This window comes from Exiguobacterium sp. s102 (assembly GCF_018618635.1).
Lineage (GTDB): Bacteria > Bacillota > Bacilli > Exiguobacteriales > Exiguobacteriaceae > Exiguobacterium_A > Exiguobacterium_A oxidotolerans.
Map to the genome: position 1 here is coordinate 1 of NZ_JACSML010000007.1, position 21,846 is coordinate 21,846.

The 21,846-nt window shown below is 49.1% G+C and carries 21 protein-coding genes; 7 read left to right on the plus strand and 14 right to left on the minus strand.

What is annotated here, in order from left to right; genetic code table 11:
* Window positions 1-9 precede the first annotated feature (9 nt).
* Window positions 10-114: an LPXTG cell wall anchor domain-containing protein gene (locus KNQ02_RS15840; RefSeq protein ID WP_251132098.1), complete on the plus strand. Its 105-nt coding sequence runs from the start codon at window positions 10-12 to the stop codon at window positions 112-114.
* Between the two features lie 90 nt (window positions 115-204).
* The gene (locus tag KNQ02_RS13610) at window positions 205-1,137 is read left to right on the plus strand and encodes a class F sortase (protein WP_214767737.1); all 933 of its coding nucleotides are present in this window, start codon (window positions 205-207) and stop codon (window positions 1,135-1,137) included.
* A 44-nt stretch (window positions 1,138-1,181) separates the two neighbouring features.
* On the opposite strand, the gene KNQ02_RS13615 is transcribed toward KNQ02_RS13610, so the two are convergent.
* The 7 genes from KNQ02_RS13615 to KNQ02_RS13645 all read right to left on the minus strand — a co-directional run bounded on the left by KNQ02_RS13615 (window position 1,182) and on the right by KNQ02_RS13645 (window position 9,777).
* On the minus strand, window positions 1,182-1,772 hold the full coding sequence (locus tag KNQ02_RS13615) for a hypothetical protein (RefSeq protein ID WP_214771831.1): 591 nt from the start codon (window positions 1,770-1,772) through the stop codon (window positions 1,182-1,184).
* Window positions 1,773-1,786: 14 nt separating this feature from the next.
* Window positions 1,787-2,851 (minus strand): YheC/YheD family protein, encoded by a 1,065-nt coding sequence (locus tag KNQ02_RS13620; RefSeq protein ID WP_088837948.1) that lies wholly within the window; start codon window positions 2,849-2,851, stop codon window positions 1,787-1,789.
* Window positions 2,852-2,863: 12 nt separating this feature from the next.
* Entirely contained in the window at window positions 2,864-3,457 is a 594-nt protein-coding gene (locus tag KNQ02_RS13625; protein WP_214808874.1) for a class D sortase, read from the minus strand.
* Window positions 3,454-5,100 carry a hypothetical protein gene (locus KNQ02_RS13630; protein WP_214808876.1) on the minus strand — a complete coding sequence of 549 codons (1,647 nt, stop codon included), beginning with the start codon at window positions 5,098-5,100 and terminating at the stop codon, window positions 3,454-3,456. The genes KNQ02_RS13625 and KNQ02_RS13630 overlap by 4 nt, the downstream gene beginning before the upstream one ends.
* A gap of 83 nt (window positions 5,101-5,183) precedes the next feature.
* On the minus strand, window positions 5,184-7,904 hold the full coding sequence (locus KNQ02_RS13635) for an adhesive domain-containing protein (RefSeq protein WP_214808878.1): 2,721 nt from the start codon (window positions 7,902-7,904) through the stop codon (window positions 5,184-5,186).
* A 318-nt stretch (window positions 7,905-8,222) separates the two neighbouring features.
* Window positions 8,223-8,546: a winged helix-turn-helix transcriptional regulator gene (locus KNQ02_RS13640; RefSeq protein ID WP_088837952.1), complete on the minus strand. Its 324-nt coding sequence runs from the start codon at window positions 8,544-8,546 to the stop codon at window positions 8,223-8,225.
* A 73-nt stretch (window positions 8,547-8,619) separates the two neighbouring features.
* On the minus strand, window positions 8,620-9,777 hold the full coding sequence (locus tag KNQ02_RS13645) for an AI-2E family transporter (protein WP_088837953.1): 1,158 nt from the start codon (window positions 9,775-9,777) through the stop codon (window positions 8,620-8,622).
* A 229-nt stretch (window positions 9,778-10,006) separates the two neighbouring features.
* Here KNQ02_RS13645 and KNQ02_RS13650 point away from each other — a divergent pair, with 229 nt between their 5' ends.
* Together KNQ02_RS13650 and KNQ02_RS13655 are read left to right on the plus strand one after the other, a co-directional pair.
* The gene (locus KNQ02_RS13650; RefSeq protein WP_214767749.1) at window positions 10,007-12,553 is read left to right on the plus strand and encodes an ATP-binding protein; all 2,547 of its coding nucleotides are present in this window, start codon (window positions 10,007-10,009) and stop codon (window positions 12,551-12,553) included.
* A gap of 183 nt (window positions 12,554-12,736) precedes the next feature.
* On the plus strand, window positions 12,737-13,597 hold the full coding sequence (locus KNQ02_RS13655; protein ID WP_214771010.1) for an NAD(P)-dependent oxidoreductase: 861 nt from the start codon (window positions 12,737-12,739) through the stop codon (window positions 13,595-13,597).
* 57 nt (window positions 13,598-13,654) lie between these two features.
* Here KNQ02_RS13655 and KNQ02_RS13660 read toward each other — a convergent pair whose 3' ends face one another.
* Together KNQ02_RS13660 and KNQ02_RS13665 are read right to left on the minus strand one after the other, a co-directional pair.
* Entirely contained in the window at window positions 13,655-14,437 is a 783-nt protein-coding gene (locus KNQ02_RS13660) for a flagellar hook-basal body protein (RefSeq protein WP_159173323.1), read from the minus strand.
* 15 nt (window positions 14,438-14,452) lie between these two features.
* The gene (locus KNQ02_RS13665; protein ID WP_029331728.1) at window positions 14,453-15,241 is read right to left on the minus strand and encodes a flagellar hook-basal body protein; all 789 of its coding nucleotides are present in this window, start codon (window positions 15,239-15,241) and stop codon (window positions 14,453-14,455) included.
* A gap of 151 nt (window positions 15,242-15,392) precedes the next feature.
* Here KNQ02_RS13665 and KNQ02_RS13670 point away from each other — a divergent pair, with 151 nt between their 5' ends.
* Window positions 15,393-15,614: a hypothetical protein gene (locus KNQ02_RS13670; protein WP_251135090.1), complete on the plus strand. Its 222-nt coding sequence runs from the start codon at window positions 15,393-15,395 to the stop codon at window positions 15,612-15,614.
* 41 nt (window positions 15,615-15,655) lie between these two features.
* Here the strand turns inward: KNQ02_RS13670 and KNQ02_RS13675 are convergent, their stop codons facing one another.
* A complete protein-coding gene (locus KNQ02_RS13675; protein ID WP_088837959.1) occupies window positions 15,656-16,852 on the minus strand; it encodes a multidrug efflux MFS transporter in 1,197 nt (398 codons plus the stop codon).
* 306 nt (window positions 16,853-17,158) lie between these two features.
* Here KNQ02_RS13675 and KNQ02_RS15675 point away from each other — a divergent pair, with 306 nt between their 5' ends.
* A complete protein-coding gene (locus KNQ02_RS15675; protein WP_251133103.1) occupies window positions 17,159-17,428 on the plus strand; it encodes a hypothetical protein in 270 nt (89 codons plus the stop codon).
* Window positions 17,429-17,595: 167 nt separating this feature from the next.
* Window positions 17,596-17,892 carry a hypothetical protein gene (locus KNQ02_RS15680; protein WP_251135091.1) on the plus strand — a complete coding sequence of 99 codons (297 nt, stop codon included), beginning with the start codon at window positions 17,596-17,598 and terminating at the stop codon, window positions 17,890-17,892.
* Between the two features lie 198 nt (window positions 17,893-18,090).
* On the opposite strand, the gene KNQ02_RS13685 is transcribed toward KNQ02_RS15680, so the two are convergent.
* Genes KNQ02_RS13685 through KNQ02_RS13700 form a run of 4 tightly spaced genes read right to left on the minus strand, consistent with a single transcriptional unit; the run spans window position 18,091 to window position 21,680 of the window.
* On the minus strand, window positions 18,091-19,014 hold the full coding sequence (locus tag KNQ02_RS13685) for a siderophore ABC transporter substrate-binding protein (protein WP_088837960.1): 924 nt from the start codon (window positions 19,012-19,014) through the stop codon (window positions 18,091-18,093).
* Between the two features lie 20 nt (window positions 19,015-19,034).
* Window positions 19,035-19,793, minus strand: a complete 759-nt coding sequence (locus KNQ02_RS13690; RefSeq protein WP_214771004.1) for an iron ABC transporter ATP-binding protein — start codon at window positions 19,791-19,793, stop codon at window positions 19,035-19,037.
* Entirely contained in the window at window positions 19,790-20,737 is a 948-nt protein-coding gene (locus tag KNQ02_RS13695) for an iron chelate uptake ABC transporter family permease subunit (RefSeq protein ID WP_214808880.1), read from the minus strand. The genes KNQ02_RS13690 and KNQ02_RS13695 overlap by 4 nt, the downstream gene beginning before the upstream one ends.
* Window positions 20,724-21,680, minus strand: a complete 957-nt coding sequence (locus KNQ02_RS13700; protein WP_088837963.1) for an ABC transporter permease — start codon at window positions 21,678-21,680, stop codon at window positions 20,724-20,726. Before KNQ02_RS13700 ends, KNQ02_RS13695 begins: the two co-directional genes overlap by 14 nt.
* Between the last annotated feature and the right edge of the window lie 166 nt (window positions 21,681-21,846).

The window sequence follows — 21,846 nt, forward strand, 5'->3', positions numbered from 1 at the left end:
AACGGCGGCATGAGCGACACAAGCAACAACGCAACAACAGGTGCACTCGCACTCTTCGGTCTTGCACTCGGTGCAGCTGGAATCGTCGTTGCACGCAAACGTCAAAACGCATAAGAAATCGGGTATACTAAAAAGGATAGCGCCCTCGGCACTATCCTTTTTCTTACATAGAGAGGTCTTCCTCTCGGAAAGGAGTGACGTGTTTTGAAAAAATGGTTATTCCCGATCAGTATCGTCCTGATGCTCGCTTCAGTCGGCACACTGATTTTCTTATTATTCGGAAACACGAGCGACACAGAAACGAACATCACGCAAGGTACGGCTGATTCACAATCCGCGGCTTCTTCCGGGACACAGGAGGATCCACTCAAACCATCCGAAATCTTTAAAAAAGAATTTAAGACCCTCTCAACCAATGAAGTCGAACTTCCGAAGACATTGACGATCGACGCCCTCGACGTTAAAACGAACATCGAACAAGTCGGTCTCGATAAAAAAGGAGCGATGGGGACTCCGAAAAATGAACAACAAGTCGGGTGGTATAAATTCGGACCACGACCAGGTGACATCGGTAATGCCGTCATCGACGGACATACGGATACAAAAACCGGTCCTGCCGTCTTCTACAAGCTGCACGAACTTAAAAAAGGTGACGCTATTAAAATCAAAGATGAATCTGGACGCCTGCTCGTCTTCCGCGTCAAGAAACTCGTCGAGTATGATCATCTCGATGCCCCACTCGAAAAAATCTTCGGTGCTGCCGACACCCGTAACTTGAACTTAATTACGTGTATCGGTACGTACGACCAAAATGCAGGGACGTATGACAACCGTCTCGTCGTGTTCACCGAGCTTGATGAGAAAGCATCCGATCCCGTCAACACACCACCAAAACCAGCCACCAACGTCCGCATCAGCGGTGGCTTCGTGAACTGGTATGCTTCAAAAGACGATGAAGTCGTGACGTATAACATCTATCAAGAACAAGATGGAAAACGGAAAAAACTCGGTTCAACGGAATCGATTGAACGGAAAGCGTTCCCGCTTCCGGAAGATGCGACAGGTCGCTTCATCATCACAGCCGTCAATAAAGCAGGCATCGAGTCACCAGAAGCGTTTAGTGTCACTCAAAAATAAGCACAACAAAAAGATCTTACGTTCAATTCGAGCGTAAGATCTTTTTAGTCTGTACTTTCGTCCAGGGAAATCCGTAATTGTTTATCCCCGGACGCCGTCTCATAAAATACATGGAGCCGCCCCGGTCTGATTTTCGTTTCCGTCGTCGGAATGAAGACAATTCCGATTCGTTCTTCCCCACTCTGATACGTTCCATTTAATGCATTAAACTGATCGGCGATCGTCACGATACGCCCATCTGTTTCGTATTCTCCGAGCTTCGGGGCGATCTCAATCGAATCGGCGGATTGATTTTTGATTTTGACGGTAATCGCGAGCAGACGATTCGCCTCACCACCGACCTGTAGGACTTTTTCTTTTTGAACGTTTACAAGCAAGAGCGGTGTTTGACGGGTCGCGTCCATCCGCTTGACGGCAAGCGTCTTGAGCGAGAGTCCGGCCATCTCGTAACTGACGCCAATCCGGTCTTCCCGATCAAATTGTTTTAGCTGGGCTTCCGTGAGACGCAGGCTCGTCCGGTCCGTCTGCGGCTTCGGTTCGTCCGCCTCGAAAAAACCGAGCAACGGGACCATGAATTTCGCAAGGATGATGACGACTAGCGCCGCCGTCATCAAATAAAACAAGAACGTCTTCACACGTCACCTCTTCTCTAAGCGCGCACCCGCTGTTTCATCCAGCCCGCCTTCAATCCATTGCTGGCGGTGTACGGTTGCTTCGCTAAAAAATCACAGTACTGAATCGCTAAATATTCTGCCTGGAATTCAACGTAACGCGTCCCCGGCAGACTGTTTACTTCATACAGATAAATCTTCCCGTCCGCTCCAATCCCGACATCGATGCCGAGCGCATCGAGCGGGTAATCATAAAACGACTCGAAATATGCCGGGAAGCGACGGGCGAACAACACAATCTGCCGGGAAATTTCTTCGTGTTGCTCCGGATAGTTTTGCTTCATGAAGATATCCATCCGCGTCGTCGAAAAGGCACCGTGACTCAAGTGACTAACGGACTCTTGCTTGTTGTTACTGACGAAAGGAAAGAACTTGACGAGCTTCCACGTTCCATTCGCCCCTTTTGCGACATGGATCCGCATACAATAGGAATGTCCGTGGATGGTTTCCGAAGCGATGAACGGTTGGACAATCATCGGGTTCCGTTGAATCTCTTCTTCGATACGGTCGATCAATTGTCCTGTCGAACAGGTGTTACTTTGTAAAAGATAATCGAACGTATACTGATCCGGGCCGACCTGTTCAATCGTATAAATCCGTTGCCCTTGCTTGCCGTTAGCCGGTTTGAAAATAATTTTCCCGTACCGTTCCAGTAGAGCGATCAAATCCTTCCCCGCACGAATCCGGTGCATCGGAATCAAATATTGTTTGAACGTTCCGTCAGCCGCAAGTTTTTTCAGGACGACGTTTTTGTTGCCGATCCGGTGTGTCGTAAACGGAATCTCGTCGGCCAAGCGCGAAAAGATGTCTTTTTGCTCGTCCGTCAACGGCAGGTGATTGTAGACGACATCCGGAAATTCGCACAAGCCGTTATGCCAGCGGTCATCCAAAAAGTGCATCCCCCGAATCATCCGCTTCTCAAAGTCGATATCCTGCGGCCGGAAGAAAAACGCTTCAATCCCCATCGATGCTGCGACGACACAGGCGATTTTATCACGAAATTGTGGTTTATCGTTCAAGCGTAATATGCCGATTCTTGTCATGTCCGTCTCCCCCTACTCAATCGGTTCTAAGAAAATCAAATAGCGTTCCGTACTGTTCGCAATGTTATAAAACGGGTAACAGGTCGAGATGACGAGCGACTCCGTTCCTGTCGCTGCCAAGACGCGTGTATCTTCATCGTCGACGATTTCACTCGACCGCATGACATAGCGGTATGATCCATCCGCCAAATAGAGTTCGACCTCATCACCCGGTTCGAGCTCACTGATTTTTGAAAACGTCGTATCGTTATGCCCGGCGATGAAGATTCGGTCACCCTGTCCAGGAAAAGCCGTGTCCGGGTGGTGCCCGACTCCTTTCGCAAGCGTTTTGTCCGTTACCCCTTCGAGGAGCGGTAATTCCATGTCGAGCGATTTAATGCTTAAGAAACCAAGCGTCTCGCCTTCTTTAAACGTGACCGGCACCGCCTCCGTGTCCGTTGCCTCTGGTTCAGCCGTCTTCTTCTGTTCCTCCGCCTCCACGACAACGGCTTTCGCCTTTTCCAGTTCGGTGGACAACGTTCGATCAATCGTGAATTTCTGATATCCGACGTAACCTAACAGGAGAAAACCGATGATGAGCAAGAGTGTCGAGACGTGTCGTCTCATCCTTTTACGACCTCCTTCTGACGGATTTGTTCGAGTGCACGACAGTACCCGGAGATATTATGCTCGACATCATCAATCCGGACGCGGAAGGAGTGGTGACGGATGTAGAAACTACCGAGTATGCGCTCCGGTACTTTCATATACATCGCGACTTCCGGGTAGTAAAAACCAGTCAATTGATACTGCATCCGGCGTTCAATCGTCGCTTCGAGCCAGTCGAGCGGAAACGTCGTCAATAAGTCCGTCTGCCCGTCCGCTTGCATCCGGCCGATCATCTCGCGGGCCGCCAGCATCAACTCAAGAAACGTCGGATACGTCGTCTCGCGGTGATGAATGAAATCAAGCTTTTGTTCGACATTTTGAAGTCCGAACCGATAGTACCGTTCATCCGGGACATACTTCGTCAGTTCATTGACGCTGTAGCTGAGCCAGTGGTCATGTTGCTTCCAGTAATCGTGCGCGATAAAGTAGTCGAACGCTTGCGTCACACTCGTCAACCACTGTTCTTGTCGATCGAGCTCGTATAGACGAAGCAGCGCAAACGTCGCTTCACCTTCGTAATAGATAATCCGAAACGCCTCTTTCAGTGCAAGCGACGGATACGATAACACATGGTTGAAGTTGCCTGCCGGCTGCTGCAACCCTACAATTCCGTTCGCAAGGGCGCGGCACAGCGCGAGTTCGCGACGCGACTTGAACGTCGTCATGTATTTCGTCAACGCTAAGATCGCCGCGGCATTGGCACCGAGCTTAATTTCCGCATCCTGCTCCCAATCGACGACATAGGCCGATTCGTTCGGTTGAACGATCAAGTGCTCGATGAGATAGTTTTTCGCGCGATCGATTGCGTGTTGAAGTGTCACGTCCGGTCGGACTGCATACGCTTCAATCATCGAGTAAAGTGTACTCGCATGCCGTAAGCTGTTGTAAAATTGAATCGTTTTGTCAAAACATGAAAAGTAACCATATATGAAGCGGCCATCCGCCTGAACTTGGCGAGCTAAGTAATCACTCGCTTGCGTGACGACCGTTTTGATTTCAAAGGGAGTGGTGCGTGGAGAGGTTCTGATTTTTTCCACTGTCCCTGTCATTTCGATGACGATCGGCTCCTCTTCACTGAAGACGCTCGTCGTCTCAAACAAGATACAGCTCGTTTCATCCGTAAAGATGAAGCGGGGTATTTTTCGACGCTGCTGTTCAACATATCGTGTCATGTTCTTCAAATTCACCCGGAGTTCCGGCGTGTCCTTGTCCGGCGTCAACATCGCATTCCCATTTAGTTCTTCTTCTAAAAAAGCACACGTGAAGCGAGCATCAAAAGCGATGCCTCTTCGAAAATAATTCTTACGTGTTGCACGAAGTTGATCGTTTAATTCTGCGAATGAACAAAAATGAAAATTCTTTGCAACATCTACTTTAATCCAGTCGTAGTCGACGGGATGTTCAAGTAAGAAGTTTTTGATTTTTTGAAAGATACTCGCCATTCGTTTCCCACGAAATGTATGGACCCGTGCACGGCGTTTCTTCGTCCCGACTGATAGAAAAACGGTGAGGCGTTGATTTAAAAAGTAAGTTGCCTGATCTTCTTTCATTAGCACGAAAACTCGTTCTTCGATTCGTTCTATCCGGTTCATCAATTCCATCCGAAGTCACCCCTTCAAAAATAATGAAAATTGCAGCAGAGAGTTTCCCCTCCGCTACAATGACTGTTATTTAATCGGTCTGCTTATTGCTGGGGACGGCGACGGAATAGTTTTGCAAACAATCCGGTTACTACCGCCAACATACCCATCATTGAAACAAGGAAAAGATTTTCTGATGTGTTCGGAAGCTTACTTGCAATCGGTCGGGTTACCGGTTTCGAAAGTACAGACGCTTTTTTCTGTACAACCCCTAAGTTCGACGGCATCGTCGGTTTACTGATCACTCCCGTATTGATTGGACGGGTTGGTTTGTTTGTTGGTGCTGGAACAACAACATGGTCTTGATCTTTATCCCCGTCTTTATCGGCATCGGCATCGGCGTCAGCGTCCGCATCCGCATCCGCATCCGCATCCGCATCCGCGTCGGCGTCGGCGTCAGCATCGGCGTCAGCATCGGCGTCAGCATCGGCATCCGCGTCAGCATCCGCATCGGCGTCAGCATCCGCATCGGCGTCAGCATCCGCATCGGCATCCGCATCCGCGTCAGCATCGGCGTCCGCATCCGCGTCGGCGTCGGCATCCGCATCGGCGTCAGCATCAGCATCCGCATCGGCATCAGCATCGGCGTCCGCATCCGCGTCCGCATCGGCGTCAGCGTCCGCATCGGCATCCGCATCAGCGTCCGCATCGGCATCGGCATCGGCGTCAGCATCGGCATCGGCGTCAGCATCGGCATCGGCATCGGCATCCGCATCAGCGTCAGCATCGGCGTCAGCATCAGCGTCCGCGTCGGCATCCGCATCGGCGTCAGCATCAGCGTCGGCATCCGCATCGGCATCGGCATCCGCATCAGCGTCAGCATCTGCATCGGCATCCGCATCTGCGTCAGCGTCAGCGTCAGCATCGGCGTCAGCATCCGCATCAGCATCCGCATCCGCATCCGCATCGGCGTCGGCGTCAGCATCGGCGTCCGCGTCGGCATCCGCATCGGCATCGGCATCCGCATCGGCATCCGCGTCGGCATCCGCATCGGCGTCGGCGTCAGCATCCGCGTCGGCGTCAGCATCGGCATCCGCATCGGCATCCGCGTCGGCATCGGCATCGGCATCCGCGTCGGCGTCAGCATCGGCATCGGCATCCGCATCGGCATCCGCATCGGCGTCAGCATCGGCGTCGGCGTCCGCATCAGCATCCGCATCGGCATCAGCGTCAGCATCCGCGTCGGCGTCAGCATCCGCATCCGCATCGGCGTCGGCGTCAGCATCCGCGTCGGCGTCAGCATCCGCATCGGCATCGGCATCCGCATCGGCATCGGCGTCCGCATCGGCATCAGCGTCGGCATCCGCATCCGCATCAGCGTCGGCATCCGCATCGGCGTCAGCATCCGCGTCAGCGTCAGCATCGGCGTCAGCATCCGCATCCGCATCGGCGTCGGCGTCAGCATCGGCGTCAGCATCGGCATCCGCGTCAGCATCGGCGTCAGCATCGGCATCGGCATCCGCATCAGCGTCAGCATCGGCGTCAGCATCAGCGTCGGCGTCAGCGTCCGCGTCAGCATCCGCATCCGCGTCGGCATCAGCATCCGCATCGGCATCGGCGTCAGCATCCGCGTCGGCATCCGCATCAGCGTCAGCGTCAGCGTCAGCGTCCGCATCAGCATCCGCATCGGCGTCAGCATCCGCATCGGCGTCAGCATCAGCATCGCCTTCTTCATCAAACACAATCGTCGTTTGACCATCTAAATCACTTAATAACTCAGCATCAATCGCTGTAGTACTGACGGCTGATCCCGTAACGACAATTTCACCATCAACACCCGCTGGCTTGTCGACGAGCACATTTAAGTCGACCGTCGTCGGTCCAAGAACCTGAACGCCGACTAGTTCATTCGATAAGTTGACCGTATCGTTCGCGACTGCTGTTAGTAAGCCATTAACAGATGGTAACAACTCTTTTACAGGAGTTAGCACAAAGTTCAGTGATGATCCTAATATTCCCGTCAATTGAAGATTCGTAATTGCATCCACTAAGTCTTGTAGCGCTTGTTGCACTACTTGCTGGACTGCAGTTTCAAGATGTTGTCCTAATCCATCGCTGAAATTGACAACGATCGTGCCATCAGCATTGACAGTCACCGGGGCCTGCCCATTGTAGTCAAGCAAATCAGACAATGCTACGTCCAAATTATTGAGTGCAGCCAACGCATCTTCTAGTTCATTTAATCCTTGGACATTTAAAAGCGGGCTTGTCAGCGGGTTGTCTAAAATTATGTCAATTTCAGTGACCAAATCTCCGACAAGGCCATTGACACTCGTCGTTAAAGGATCAAGTTGACCTTTAAGCGTCGGCAAGTCTTCCAGTGTGATTGGCAATAGTTCTACGCTCACGTCGGCATTGCCGTTCGCCGTCATTTTGCCCGCGAGATCCGGAATATTAAAGACGGCGACACGTTCTGGCGACAAAATTTCTGCATCGGCCAATCCTCGGCCCGTTAAACCAAGTGCTAAATTATAATTTTCTAATTGTTCTGTTAAATTCGCTCGGACTTGTACATCTGTCAATAATTGTACATCCGCTAGACTCACTCGATTTACTGGAGCAAGTGCTAATGAATTTTTAATGGATGAGGCAAATTGTTGCTGTTGCGGCTGAAACTTTTTTTCAGATGCTTCTGTCTTGGTGTAAGTAAATGAAATTGGGGATAGTGCCAGTGAGGAGGCTGTGAGTAGTTTGATCAAGCGTTTGGTGTGGTTTCTGTGGTGTCGGTTCATCTTCTTTCGGAAATCAGGCGTTTTCTTGTTCATTTGAACACTCCTTTTCTTGAGAAAAATTACCTTACACCCATCATTATGCAGGGTTTTACTAATAAAAAATACATTTTTTTACAATTATAATAGAAGTATAGTACCTAATATCTAGTATTTTTAATGCTTAATTACCTCTAAAAATATAAATTAAAGCCGTTTTTATTTTCAATCTCTTAATTTATATTGTAATTTTATTTCATTACTTAATATCCCATAAAAATCCATATTCATTTAAGAGCCTTTTATACCCATATAATTTCCACAAAATAAAAAAAGGTCATCCTCAAGCTGATAGCTCGAAGATGACCTTTTTTATTAGAAGGTAATGTGTTGTTTACTCCATTTGATGGACTCTTTAAATTGTCTGATTAAATCTTCTGCTGGAACTGTCAAAAAGTAAGCTAATCCATCAACTTTTTCTGACATTTGCTGAATCACGAGTCCATCTTCAATCAACTCTTGAAGTTGCTCTAAAATCTGACTGTGTGACTGATCGATTCGCTGTTCAATCTCACCAATCGTCAGCGCCCCATCCCGTAAAATGTAGATGACGCTCGACTTTAAGCTGTTCTCGAAGTTATGCTGAAACTTTTGCAGGGCTAATAAATCGGCTTGTTCTTCTGTTTGACGTTGATCCATCTGTCACTACCCCTTTCCTAACACATCAGACTGCTTCTTTAGTATGAAGGAACGACGTTAATAATTCAAAAAGTCATTCTTTTTTTGTGATGATGGTATCGAACGTCTTTTCCTCATCCGTGATGACCATCTTCTTTTGTGTCCGGAGATGGTAAAGCCGTTGCAAGTTAAGAATGATAACTTTCATGACGGCATAAAACGGAACCCCGAGTAGGACCCCGAAGAAGCCGGCGATGTTCCCGGCGACAAGCAGGACGATGATGATCGTCAACGGGTGAACATCAAGCGTCCTTCCTTGAACGAGTGGTGACATGATGTGCGAATCGATTTGTTGCGCGACCGTCATGACAATGATGGCATAGATTGCAAGAATCGGATCCTGGATAAACCCGACGATCAAGGCCGGTATGACACCGATGACTGGTCCAAGAAACGGAATGATGTTCGTCAATGTCGCGAACATCGCTAACAAAATCGCATAGTCAATGCCGATGAAGAGGTATCCGATATAGGCGATGATTCCGACACCGATACTAACGATGACCTGTCCCCGGATATAGCTCATGATCGTTTCATGGACATCTTCTAAAATTTTCTTCGTTTCTTTATGAAATTCAAACGGCATCATGTTAACCAGATTGCCTTTTAGCTTATGACCGTCTAACAACATATAAATCAACATAATCGGGATGATAATGATTGTAATGACGGTCGTCGTGATTAAGCTGACAAACCCGCCGACCCCTGCCCCGACATTTTTTAAGAAGGATGACGCGTACTCGGAGAGATTCGTCGAAAATTTATCGAACAAGTCATCCGGTCCCCCAACGAAGCGAGAAAAGATACTGCTGTTTTCAAGCTGACTCCGGACTTCGACGAGTTGACGCTGAAATTCCGTCGCGAGGTTTGGAATCGAATTGACGAATTCGCTGATTTGTGTTGATAAGGACGGACCAAAGATAAATCCAAGCGCCGTCATAATCCCAATCAATCCGAACAAGACGACCATCACGGCCGGACGCCGACTCATCTTCTTCTCAAGCATCTCGACGATCGGCAAAAGGACGTAATAAAGAATCCCGGCGATTGCGAGTGGCGGGACGACCATTTGCCCGAGTATGGCGAGTGGGCGAAATAAAAAGGTCACGTGATTGCCGACCCAGACGATGACGAGCAGTGTCATGACCCACCATGCGCCACGATACCACTTGTTTTCAAACATTTTTTGCATTCTGTCACTTCCCTATACGTAATAATGATAGCTTTCACTCAGTTAGTTTTCCTTTATCCGGCTGCTTCTAATCCTCCTGAAAAAAAATAAGCTGGACCGTCATCTAAATATAATATTTTTTTTACATCTTTGCGTGTTAAAATTTGATGACTGCTAACAAGCAGAGTAAAATCTACATATGTCTTCACACATTTACGTACATATACAAAAGAATATGGAGGATTCGAACGTGAAATGGATTAATCAAAAGATTGGTCGACAATTGATGTTTGCTTTTTATGCAGTCTTTATCGCACTCAGCATCACATCCGCTATCGTCTATACGTATACTGAACAAAAAATCAGTCAAACCGATGCGACATTCGATGACTTACGTGAACGAAGAACGAATGCGAACGCGTTGGCATACGAATGGTCCGCTGCACAGAGCAATGTAAAATCATACCTCTTGTTCGGAACACCGGCGATGCTCAATGCCGTCAAAACAAACCAAGATGAAATCAACCGCTTGACGACCTGGTTCGAGCAAAACGCCATCTATACGCAAGGCGATCAATACGCAACTGCGACACGAAACTTATATGACGATTATTTCGGTACTGCCGTCCCCTTGTTACGTCAATACGTGGAACAAAAACAGGAAGGCTCGGTCGACGAGCAGTTCGTTGATCCGAAAACGCTCGCTTCGCTTTCGAACGGGAGCGAATTATTCAATTCTGACGGAACGCTAAAAGGCTCAAACAGTCAAATTGATGGTGAAGCCGATACGGCTGGAATCGAAGCCTTGCTGACAAACTATTTAAACCTCATTCAGACTGAAGAAGATGAAGCAAAGGCCAGCCTGCTCAATGAAATGCGCATCGCCCAGTTCATTTGGCTGTCAAACCTGCTTGTCCTCGTCATCATTCTTGTCTTACTCGTCCGCCCATTCATCAACCGGGTGACGAAACAAATTAATTCGTTGTCTCGGGACAGTGCACAACTCGCAAGTGGTGAAGACGTCAAAGAACTTCCCTTACCGAGACGACGCGATGAATTACACATGTTAACCGCATCCTTCAATCAAATGGCAGCATCGATTGCGGATAATAAAGTCCATATGCTGGCGAAGAATGAAGAGTTGCAAGCACAACAAGAGGAACTCGTTGCGCAGCAGGAAGAGCTGCAAGCGCAGCAGGAAGAACTCGAAGAAGCACTCGAAATCACCCTGCAAAGCGAACAACATCTAAAATATCGTAATGAACTGACGGAGACGCTCGCATCCCGCGAAACATTGACGGCGTATCCGGAAATCATCGAGAAGCTCGTCTCAATCACTCATTCGGAAATCGGAGCCTTGCTGTTCCTCGATCAACACGATGTCCGCTCGACGATTGAATACGGGATGACCCCTGATATGGTCGAACAACTGATCCACGAAGATCAATCATTGTTCCACCGGGCGCGTGTCTTAAAACGTCCGGTGCACTCGTCTAAACAGGTCGCACACGAAAGTCCGCTTCCGTATCCGTACTACATGTATGAAGTCGCCGTGCCGATCCTTGATCCGAATGAAGAAAAAATCATCGCCTGCATCTATCTCGTCCGGTACCGTGACGCCTTCACGCCGGAGCAGATGAGCGATATCCTTTCCTTCTCGCACCAGCTCTCACTTTCGTTGATGCGGATGGGGATTTACGAAAAAATGATTCATGAAAAGAACAAAACAGGACAACTGTTGAACTCGATCCGGGAAGCCGTCGTCTACATCGAACATGAATCAGATGAACTGCTCGTCAACGAACCGTTGATGAAGCTGTTCCCGGAAATTCAGACGGAACATCAGGATGAAAGTAATCTTTCCTCTTTCCGTCAAGCGATGTCCGCCTTGTCTTCCATCATCGATGAAGCAGAACCGTTCGAACAATACATCGAACAAATCGTCGAGCAGAACTTGCCGAAGGATAGTCTCGTCGTCTCGATTCGCGCGCGCAGTGCCTATATCCAAATTTACGCCGAGAGGATTCAAATCAATAACGTTTGGGTCGGAACGATGCTCGTCTTACGGGATGTCACGAAAGAAACGGAGTCGGACCGGATGAAAGAAGAGTTCGTCTCGACCGTCTCGCACGAACTTCGGACTCCGCTCTCATCAATTTACGGTTTCACGGAATTGATGCTCAACAAATCATTTGAAGAAGAACGTCAGCTAAAGTACTTGCAGACGATTCATTCGGAAACAGGTCGCCTGACGACCCTCGTCAACGACTTCCTCGACGTCCAGCGTATGGAATCGAGTGAGCAACGTTATCAGATGTCGACGTTCGACATCGTCGAACTCGCAAATGACGTGACCGACTTCTATGGTGCCTCGCATACGACACATACGTTAGTGTTCGCAGGTAACGGACCGATCATGATTGACGCCGATAGCGAAAAGATTAAACAGCTCTTAAACAATCTACTCAGTAACGCCATCAAGTATTCTCCTGACGGCGGAACGGTTTCAATCGAAGTCCAGCACCAGGATGGTTTCGCTGAAATCAAGATTCACGACGAAGGAATGGGCATCCCGCAAGAAGCAATGTCGAAGTTGTTCGATAAGTTTTACCGGGTCGACAACTCAGAGACACGCAAAATTGGTGGAACGGGTCTCGGTCTATCGATTTGTAAAGAAATCGTCAAACACCATAACGGAACGATTGATGTTGAATCGACTGTCGGTGTCGGCTCGACCTTTACGATTCGTTTTCCGGTCGCTGTCATTTCCACCATCTTGACGTACGAAACTGAATGAGTCTTTACCCCCGTGTCCACTAAGACGCGGGGGGTTTTTACGACCTGTTCATGTTCAGGTTCCGTCAAGGACGGGTGAAACACGGTCTGCCGGTAAGAAGAACGCCCCTTACGTCGCGTTTAACATAAGGTTCTAAAAGGGAATAGCTAAAGCGACTCTACACATACAGGAGGAATCAGACAGATGCAACTTGGTTGGATAGGATTAGGTCATATGGGTATCCCGATGGCGTTACGCCTTCGCCGTGCCGGACACCCGTTACACGTCTACAATCGAACAGAAAGTAAGACAGCACCGCTCGTCGCGGAAGGCGCAACGTCGCTTCGCTCACCACGCGAACTGGTCGAACAGTCGGACATCATCTTCATCATGCTCGCAGATGGAAAAGCGATTGATCATGTCCTTCACGAAACAGACGGGCTGCTCGCAGGCGACTTGACGGACAAAATCGTCGTCAACTTGAGTACGATTTCGTCCGAGGAATCAACACAGGCAGCGCAACTTATCGAACGCGCCGGTGCCGCCTATCTCGAGTCTCCCGTCTCTGGTTCAGTCGGTGTCGCAGAAGCCGGCCAGCTCGTCATGCTCGTCGGTGGTGACAAACAGACACTTGCGACATGCCGGCCGTATCTCGATGTTCTCGGTAAAGAAAGTATCCATTTCGGTGACCACGGAACAGGCAGCGCAGCAAAACTTGCAATCAATCTCCTGCTCGGCATCGTCGGTGAGGGACTTGCTGAAACGTTCCTGCTCGGAGAAGCGGCCGGGCTCGACAAAGAAAAACTCATCCAGATGATTTCCTTGTCCGGCATGAATACACCGCTCTTCCAAGGCAAACAGGACATGTACCGAACAGAAGAGTTCCCCCCTGCTTTCCCGCTTCGGTTGATGGCGAAGGATTTGGGGTTGATCACGGACGCCGCGAAACGGTACACGTTACGTTTACCGCTGGCAGAAGCAGCACATGAACAGTATGAACAGGCGAACACGGGAGACCAAGCCGATTTAGATATGGCAGCGGTCTACCTGAGCTTAAAAAAATGACTCCATCAGAAAGCCGCGCCTTCCGGATTCCGGAAGGCGCGGCTTTTAGCAGATGCGTTATTTGAGTGATGTGACGATTCCCATCATCTGATCGGTCGTCATCAAAGCTTTCGAATTAAACTGATAGGCGCGTTGAATTTGCGTCAAGTTCGTCATTTCCGTCCCCATGTCGACGTTCGAGGACTCGAGCGTCCCGACCGTCAACGGGTTCCCTTGAGCATTTTGATATTGCCCGGTCGCCGTATAGAGTCCACCGCCGACATCCGTCAACTCGCCATGGTTCGGAATATCCGCGACACCGATGCGGGCAAGGACACGACGTTCTCCGTTGAGGACACCTGTGATATTGCCATCTTTGTTCAGCTCAATCGCCGTCGCATTTTCCGGTAAGGTGATGGCATCGTTCGCTTGATTGATGACGGAGCGTCCCGCATCATCCGTCAACAACATCTGTCCGTTGCCTTGCGGTGATAACTCAAAGTTGCCGTCCCGCGTGAATTTCGTCACACCGTCTGCATCGATGACACCAAAGAAGTGATGCGGATTACCGAGTGCCGCATCCAAATTCCGTCCGGTCGTTTGAAAAGCACCGACGGTAAAACGTGTCGCTTCGTTCGCGACATACCCACCGACACCAAGACGAAGATCGACCGGCGTCGTCAAAGGACCTGTTTCCAAGCCGCCCGGTGTGTTGCTGATGTTGCGGACGAGTAACTCATTGAACTGTGCATCACGACGCTTGTAGCCGTTCGTGTTCGCATTCGCGAGATTATGCCCGGTCGTATCGAGTTGTTTTTGTAATTGAGCCATCGTACTGGCTGATGTATAAAGTGATTGCATGACTTCCTCCTCCGATTAACGAACGCGACCGATTTCAGAAACAGCTTTTTCAGCCGTCCGGTCGTAAGCTTGAATGACTTTTTGATTGGCTTCGAACTGACGAAGTCCACTGTTCATCTCAGCCATCGTCTGCTCGATTTCGACGTTCCCGAGTTCGAGCACGCCTTGGTCGACTTTGACGTCTCCCGCGGCAAGTGCTGCCGGAGAGCGGAATAAACCGTTGCCTGTCCGCTCCAGTGTCTCCGGTTGATCCGTTACGACAAGTCCAAGGTTTCCGATTGCTTGTCCGTTTCCGTCCGTCACCGCTCCGTCTGCGCTGACAACGAAGTCTTCATTGACGACGTTCAGCGCCTGACCGTTTGCATCAAGGACGAGATCATTTTCTGTCGTCCGGAGCAAACCATCCTGCCCGACGGCGAATTGGCCGTTCGTCGTGTAAAGCGTCTCTTCCCCACCTGTCAGCGGATCCGTATGTAAGACGGTAAAGAGGGCGGATCCGTCCCGTGAACTGATTTGGAGATCCGTCGCGTTGCCCGTTTCCGTAATCGAACCGAGGGCAAAGTTCGGCGTCGCTGCCTGCATGAAGACACCTGTCGCGAGCGTGCCGACCGTCCCTCTTGATTGAATTCCCGTTCGTTCATTGACGCCTGATTGTTGAATCATCATCTCCGGAAACGTCCGGAGCGATGCTTGATCGGCGCGGAAGCCAGGCGTCCGCGCATTGGCCAGGTTGTTACTTAACATTTCTTGTTGCCGCTGTAACGCCTGCATCGCACCAGACGCCGTGTACATTCCTCGTAACATATGTTTTTGTCTCCTCATTGACTTAATGTTCAATTCTCTTATGTTTAGTATATCGGTCAGGTTCTGTTGAATTATGAGTTTTTTTCAAAAAAAGGTAATGAGAACAATAGTTGAACCGAAAGTCCTAGCTCTTGATTGAACTATTCAAGCTTTGATTCACTTGCCCGTCGACCACCAAATCGAGCTGTCGTTACGATTGAAGGATGTCGATCATCCACGGACGATCATCGAACCGCTTGCGATCACGGAACTCGACAATGGACTGTTCCATTATTCTGCCGACTATAAAGTACGTGCCCAGTCCATCCTTTTGATGAAGACACTCGAACACTCGGAGCAACAAAAACTCGATGACTTCTTTTCGTTGACATGAAAAAAACGCCTCCCGGTTACTGACCGGAGAGGCGTTCCGTGTTAGGAATGTTTTTTACTGAGTACCGCTGTTTGCGTCCGTTCGAGGACAGCATTCGTGATGACGATCAAACCGGTAAACAGGAACAACGCTTCAAAACCGAAATGACCGGCAATTTGACCACCGGCGAGCGGTCCGAGGAAGTTTCCCATGAATTGGGCCGATTGATTGTAACCGAAGATTCGTCCGGACGCATTGGCTGGTGTGTGTTTACGAAGCAGTGCTTGGACCGATGGCATCAAGGCCGCTGTCGCAAATCCGATTCCCATCCGTAAGACGATCAATTGACTCGTATCCGTGACGAACGCTTGCGGAATCAAGAAGGCGGCAAAGACGAGTAAGGCAACGAACAAGACACGTTCCGCCCCAATCTTGTCGGACAGTCGTCCGAGCCGCTGGGCAGCAATCAATGCCGCAATCCCGGGTGCTGAGGCGACGATACCCGACAGTAACGCCAGTCGTTCCGTTCCGGGACTCAGCTCTCGCACGTAAAGCGAGAGAATCGGACTGATGGATTGCGCTGCGAACTGAATCAAGAACGTCGTCAAGAATAGACTCAAGATGAGCTCCGGATGACGGAGTGATTGAATGATTTCTTTCGCGGAAGCCATTTTTTTGACTTCAAGCGGGACGAATTCTTCTTTGACGAAGAAATATGTCACGAGGAACGTCAAAAACAACGGTACGCTTGTAAAGAGAAAAACGGGTCGAAGCCCAATCATGTCGGCAAGGAATCCTCCAATCAGAGGTCCGAGCAACCCACCGGCAATCCCACCGGTCGACAATGTACCGAGCGCCCAGCCACTTTTCTCTTTCGGGGTTTGAGAAGCAATCAAGGTGATTCCGGCTGAAATGAATCCGGAGACCGCTCCCATGACGAGCCGTAAGAAAACAAGCTGATACACATCTTGCACAAAACTGATTAAAAACATGACAATCGACATGCCGAGGCTTGCCCGGAGCAGCATCAATTTCCGGCCTTTTCTATCGGCAAGGCGTCCCCAAATCGGTGAGACGATGGCTGCGACGAGGAACGTTGCTCCGAACGCAATCCCGGACCAGGTCGTAATCTCCTGACGTCCATCGACGCCAAGCTCTTCAATGAATAATGGCAAAAACGGTAAAACGAGACTGAGTGCAGCGGCAGTCAAAAAACTCCCGATCCACACGACGATTAAATTTCTTTTCCACAACGGCATTGTGGCATCACTTCCTTTTTAATGGTAATTCCGAGGTCAAGCAACAACTTCTAATATACACTTCACAATGTGAAATGTCTAGGTTTTGAACTGATGCACTAGTCTCAAAGACTATTGATGGATACTGATTTTAAGCAAACGAACCGATAGTAGGAGTACCATGCAGACGGAGTGAACACTAGTTTTCTCGTCAGTCTCGTCTGCGTCTCGTTTTTCAGTCTGTTGCTGCCGTCAAGCGGTCAAGCCGCTCTCCCCGTCACGCGCCATACGGTGATGTGATCGATTCCGGAAGCGAAGTCCATCCCCGTGAAAATCAATCAGCTCGCCAACCGGCAGATGAAGCGTGTCTATCTTCATGTTGCTGTGGAGGGGGACCGGATTCTCTATCGAACATTCGTCGAGGCCGCGCATGCAGCAGGAATTGAAGTTTACTTCCTGTTCGGACAACCACGCTGGATTACGAATGAAGGCGCGACCTTCCGACCGAATGCCGAAGACCCGCTCGCCTGGATTACCCTGTATCAAAGTGAGACGATGCAGCATCCGGATGGAATCAGCGTCGATCTCGAACCGTAGCCCCTACCGGAGTGGACGACGAATCAATCTGCCGTCATCGCTTCTTATCAACGAATCCTGACTGCCTTTCAGGAGCGGGCAACGATGGAAGGGCTACCGCAACTCTTTCTTCCGTTTTGGTTCCTACGGTCACGGATGTCTCCGGACGTCCTGTCAGTGCCTGGGCGATGGATCTTGCAAGCGAAGTGACCTTAATGAGTTACCGGACTGTCTACGGTGGTGGAAACGGCTTATCCGCCATCACGCTCGTCGATACGTTGTATGCGGCAAACTACCAGCACAACCTGTCGTACGCTCTCGAGTTCACGGAACTACCGGAGACACCGAGCATCACCTTTTATGGTCAGTCACGGCAAGCCTTGAACCAACTCGTCAATCAGACGATGAATAGCTCCCTCCCCCCGCGTGCCATCGTCTATCATGACTTTGAGGCCTATCAGGCGTTCATGCAAAATACGAAGTAACTGATTGGCAAGATTCTTTAAGCTATCGATTTAAAAAAAGATCAATCCGTTAAGGACTGATCTTTCAGACTGTAGACAACGTGCTATTGGGAGATCAAGCGTCTTTTTTCGTTGCTTTCCTCGGGCGAGCGCAATCCGTCTCGAATCGCTTTAGAACCGCGAAAATCTCAGTCCTTCACGGATTGAGCTTTTTTGCTGTTACAGTGCTGTTTTGATTTCTTCCAACATCTTTTCGATCGATTGGATACCGCCACCGGACAGATACCACACGTCTCCACTCAAGTAGACGACCTTATTATTTTTGACGGCATCGACGTTTTTCAATAATTCATTGTCCATCGCTTGTTTCGCCGTTGCGCCTTCACCGATTGCTTCTCCACGATCGATGACGAAGATGATGCCCGGATTTTTTTTGACGATGTATTCGTACGAGACATCTTGTCCGTGGACGGCTTGATCAAGAGTCGTATCGATTGCTTTTAAACCAAATGCATCGTAAATCAAGCCAAAACGAGAGCCCGGTCCGAACGCACTCATGCTCTTATCCCCTGCGAGCAGGACAAGTGACTCAGGTGCTTCTTTAGCATCCTCTTTGACTGCCGCGATTTTTTCATCTACTTCTTTTAATGCAGCTGTCGCTTCTGCTTCTTTTCCGAACAATTCACCGAGCATGTTGACGTTATCTTTGAACGATGTCATGTAGTCCTGTGTATCGATTCCTACATAAATCGTCGGTGCAATCTTGCTGAACTCTTTATACATTTCCGATTGACGGGCTGAGATCAGGATGACGTCTGGTGCAAGTTCACTGATTGCTTCAAAGTTTGGTTCTTTTAAACTTCCGACGTTCGTATACTGCTCTGCTTCATATTGCTTAAGATAGGCTGGAACGAGTTCTTTCGGTAGACCTGCCACTTCGACACCGAGTTCATCGAGTGTATCGAGTGCACCAAAATCAAAGACGACGACTTTTTTCGGGTCTTTGACGACCTCAGTTGAACCTAATTCATGTTTGATTGTCATTTTTTCGTCGCTTGAAGCGGCTGATTCATTTGTTCCTTTTCCACACGCACCGAGTGCGACGACACAAATTGCAATAACGAGTAAGAACCACTTTTTCATGTTAATTGATCTCCCTTATGTTAAGTATAGTAGAGGCAAATTTTATGATCATCCATCTGTTCCAACGTTAAATCCATTTCATACAGGTTTTCGAGTAACGACTGTTCCATCAATTGCTCTGTCGGACCCGTCGCAACGATTTGTCCTTCTTTCATCGCGACCATCTGATCCGAGTAAACGGATGCGAAGTTCAAGTCGTGTAAGACGACGACGATCGTTTTATCTTCCTCGTCGACGAGCTTCCGGAGTAACTTCATCACCTGGACGGCATGACGCATGTCGAGGTTATTCAATGGTTCGTCGAGCAAGATATAATCCGTATCTTGGGCAATTACCATGGCGATGAAGGCACGTTGCTTCTGACCTCCGCTGAGGGCGTTGATTTGTTTATCTTGCATCTCTTCGAGGCCGACGTATGCAATCGCCCGATCGATTTTCTCGTGATCAAGGGCGGTCAGTCGTCCTTTCGAATACGGAAAACGACCAAACCCGACGAGCTCACGGACCGTCACACGCAGTCCGAGGTGATTGCTTTGTTTTAAAATCGACAGTCGCTTCGCCAAGTCATCTGACGGAAATTGACTGATTGCCGTCCCCTCCAGTGTGACGACGCCCGCATCCGCTTTCGCGAGACGGCTAATCATTGAGAGGACCGTACTTTTACCCGCACCGTTCGGTCCGATGAAGGATGTCAATTTACCTTTCGGGATCGTGAACGTTGCCTCTTCGACGACGGTCTTCGTTCCGAACCGTTTCGTGATGTTATCAATCGTAATCATCGGTTGACTCCTTTCAGCAAGAGATAAATAAAGTAGCTACCACCAATCAAGTTCAAGATGACACTGAGCGTCGTCGAGAAGTTCAAGACGTGCTCGACAATCAACTGCCCCCCGACTAACGCGATCACACCAAGTAAAACTGTCGCGACCGCTAAAGCGTGATGGCGGTACGTCGGGATGAGTTGATAGGCGACGTTGACAATCAATAGCCCTAAAAACGTAATCGGTCCAATTAAAGCCGTTGCAATCGAAATATAGATGGCGACGATGATTAACAGACGTTTGACGATTTTTTCATACGGAATGCCCAAGTTAATCGCATGGTCGCGTCCGAGTGCCAATACGTCGAGGAAGCGGACATACCGCCAAAGCCAAGCCGTATTCAAGACGAGGAGGACTGTCGCTAACATCAATAAGTCCGAATCGACGTTGTTGATGCTTGCGAACGAGCGATCTTGCAACAATTGAAATTCGTTCGGGTCCATCAGCAGTTGAAGGAACGAGGTGATGCTACCGAAAAACGTTCCGAAGACAAGACCGACGAGGAGAAGGAAGTAGACGTTCCGCCCTTCCCCTCGGAACAGCAATTGATACAGCACGATCGCAAAACCGACCATCAAAAGAATCGTTGCGACGAAGCGGACTTCGATTCCGACTTCAAGCAGGATTGAGCTGCCGAACAAAAACAAGAGTCCGGTTTGAAGCAACATATACAGTGAATCGAGACCGATGACGTTCGGTGTCAAAATCCGGTTCATCGTCACGGTTTGGAAAATCAAGGTCGAGACCCCGATCGCGACACTCGTGACAAGCATCGCTGCTAACTTTGTAAAGCGCCTTGGAATGACATATCCGAGTGCCCCTTGTAAGTTCAACGTCATATAGCCAACCATGCATAATAACGCGAGGACGCCCAGCCAAATCAACCGTTTACGATAAGCCATAACGATCCCTCCTAAACAAGAGGTAGAGGAACAAGCCACTGCCAATCGTCCCGACCATCAAGCTAATCGGAATCTCATACGGTGCAATCAACAGGCGGCCCGCAATGTCACAGACGAGGACGAACAAGGCACCGAACAGAGCCGTCAACGGTAACGTCTTTCGTAAGTGATCGCCGTACCAAATCGAAATCAAGTTCGGCACAATCAGACCAAGAAACGGAATCACACCGACCGATAAAATCACGGCTGAAGCGATCAATGAAACAATCGCCAGCCCAAGCTGCATGACACGCTTATGGGAGATACCAAGATTTTGTGAAAATTCTTCGCCCATTCCGACAATCGTAAACCGGTGGGCATAACGATAAGCGACGAACAGCAACGGAACAGTTATGTAAAGCAATTCGTAGCGTCCCTTTGTGATCATCGAAAAGTTTCCTTGCATCCATCCTTCTAAGCTTTGCAGCAAGTTAAACCGCAATGCGAGAAACGTCGTCAAGGCACCGACGATACTGCCGAGCATCAACCCGACGAGAGGAATGAAAATGACGTCCTTCATTTTGATCCGTTCGAGAATCCGCATGAACAAGAGCGAACCACCAAACGCAAATCCAAATGAAATGAGCATCTTAATCAGTGGATGTGCATCACTAAAGCCAATCATTGAAACGACGATTCCGAGTTTCGCGAAATCCATCGTTCCCGCCGTTGTCGGTGAAACGAAGCGGTTTTGTGTAATTTGTTGCATGATCAATCCCGCAATGCTCATACCTGCTCCAGCTAATAAGATACTTAAAAGTCGTGGTATCCGACTCATCAAGAACAATTCCCATTCCGTCTCGCTCCAAGATAAAATTTCTGTTAAATCGAGGTCAGCGACACCAACAAACATGGAGCCGATTGAGACACATACGAGGAGGATTCCCCAAATCATAATCGACATCGTAGTCTCCTTGTAAAGATAATGATATTCATTCTCATTGAGAACATTCTCATTCTCTCTTTTTTCCAGGCTTTCGTCAACCGTTATTCTGATATTTTTTTTAGAAAGTCTTTTTCGCGGTCACATAAAAGTGCGTTTTTTTGAACAACATTCAGTACAGTGACCT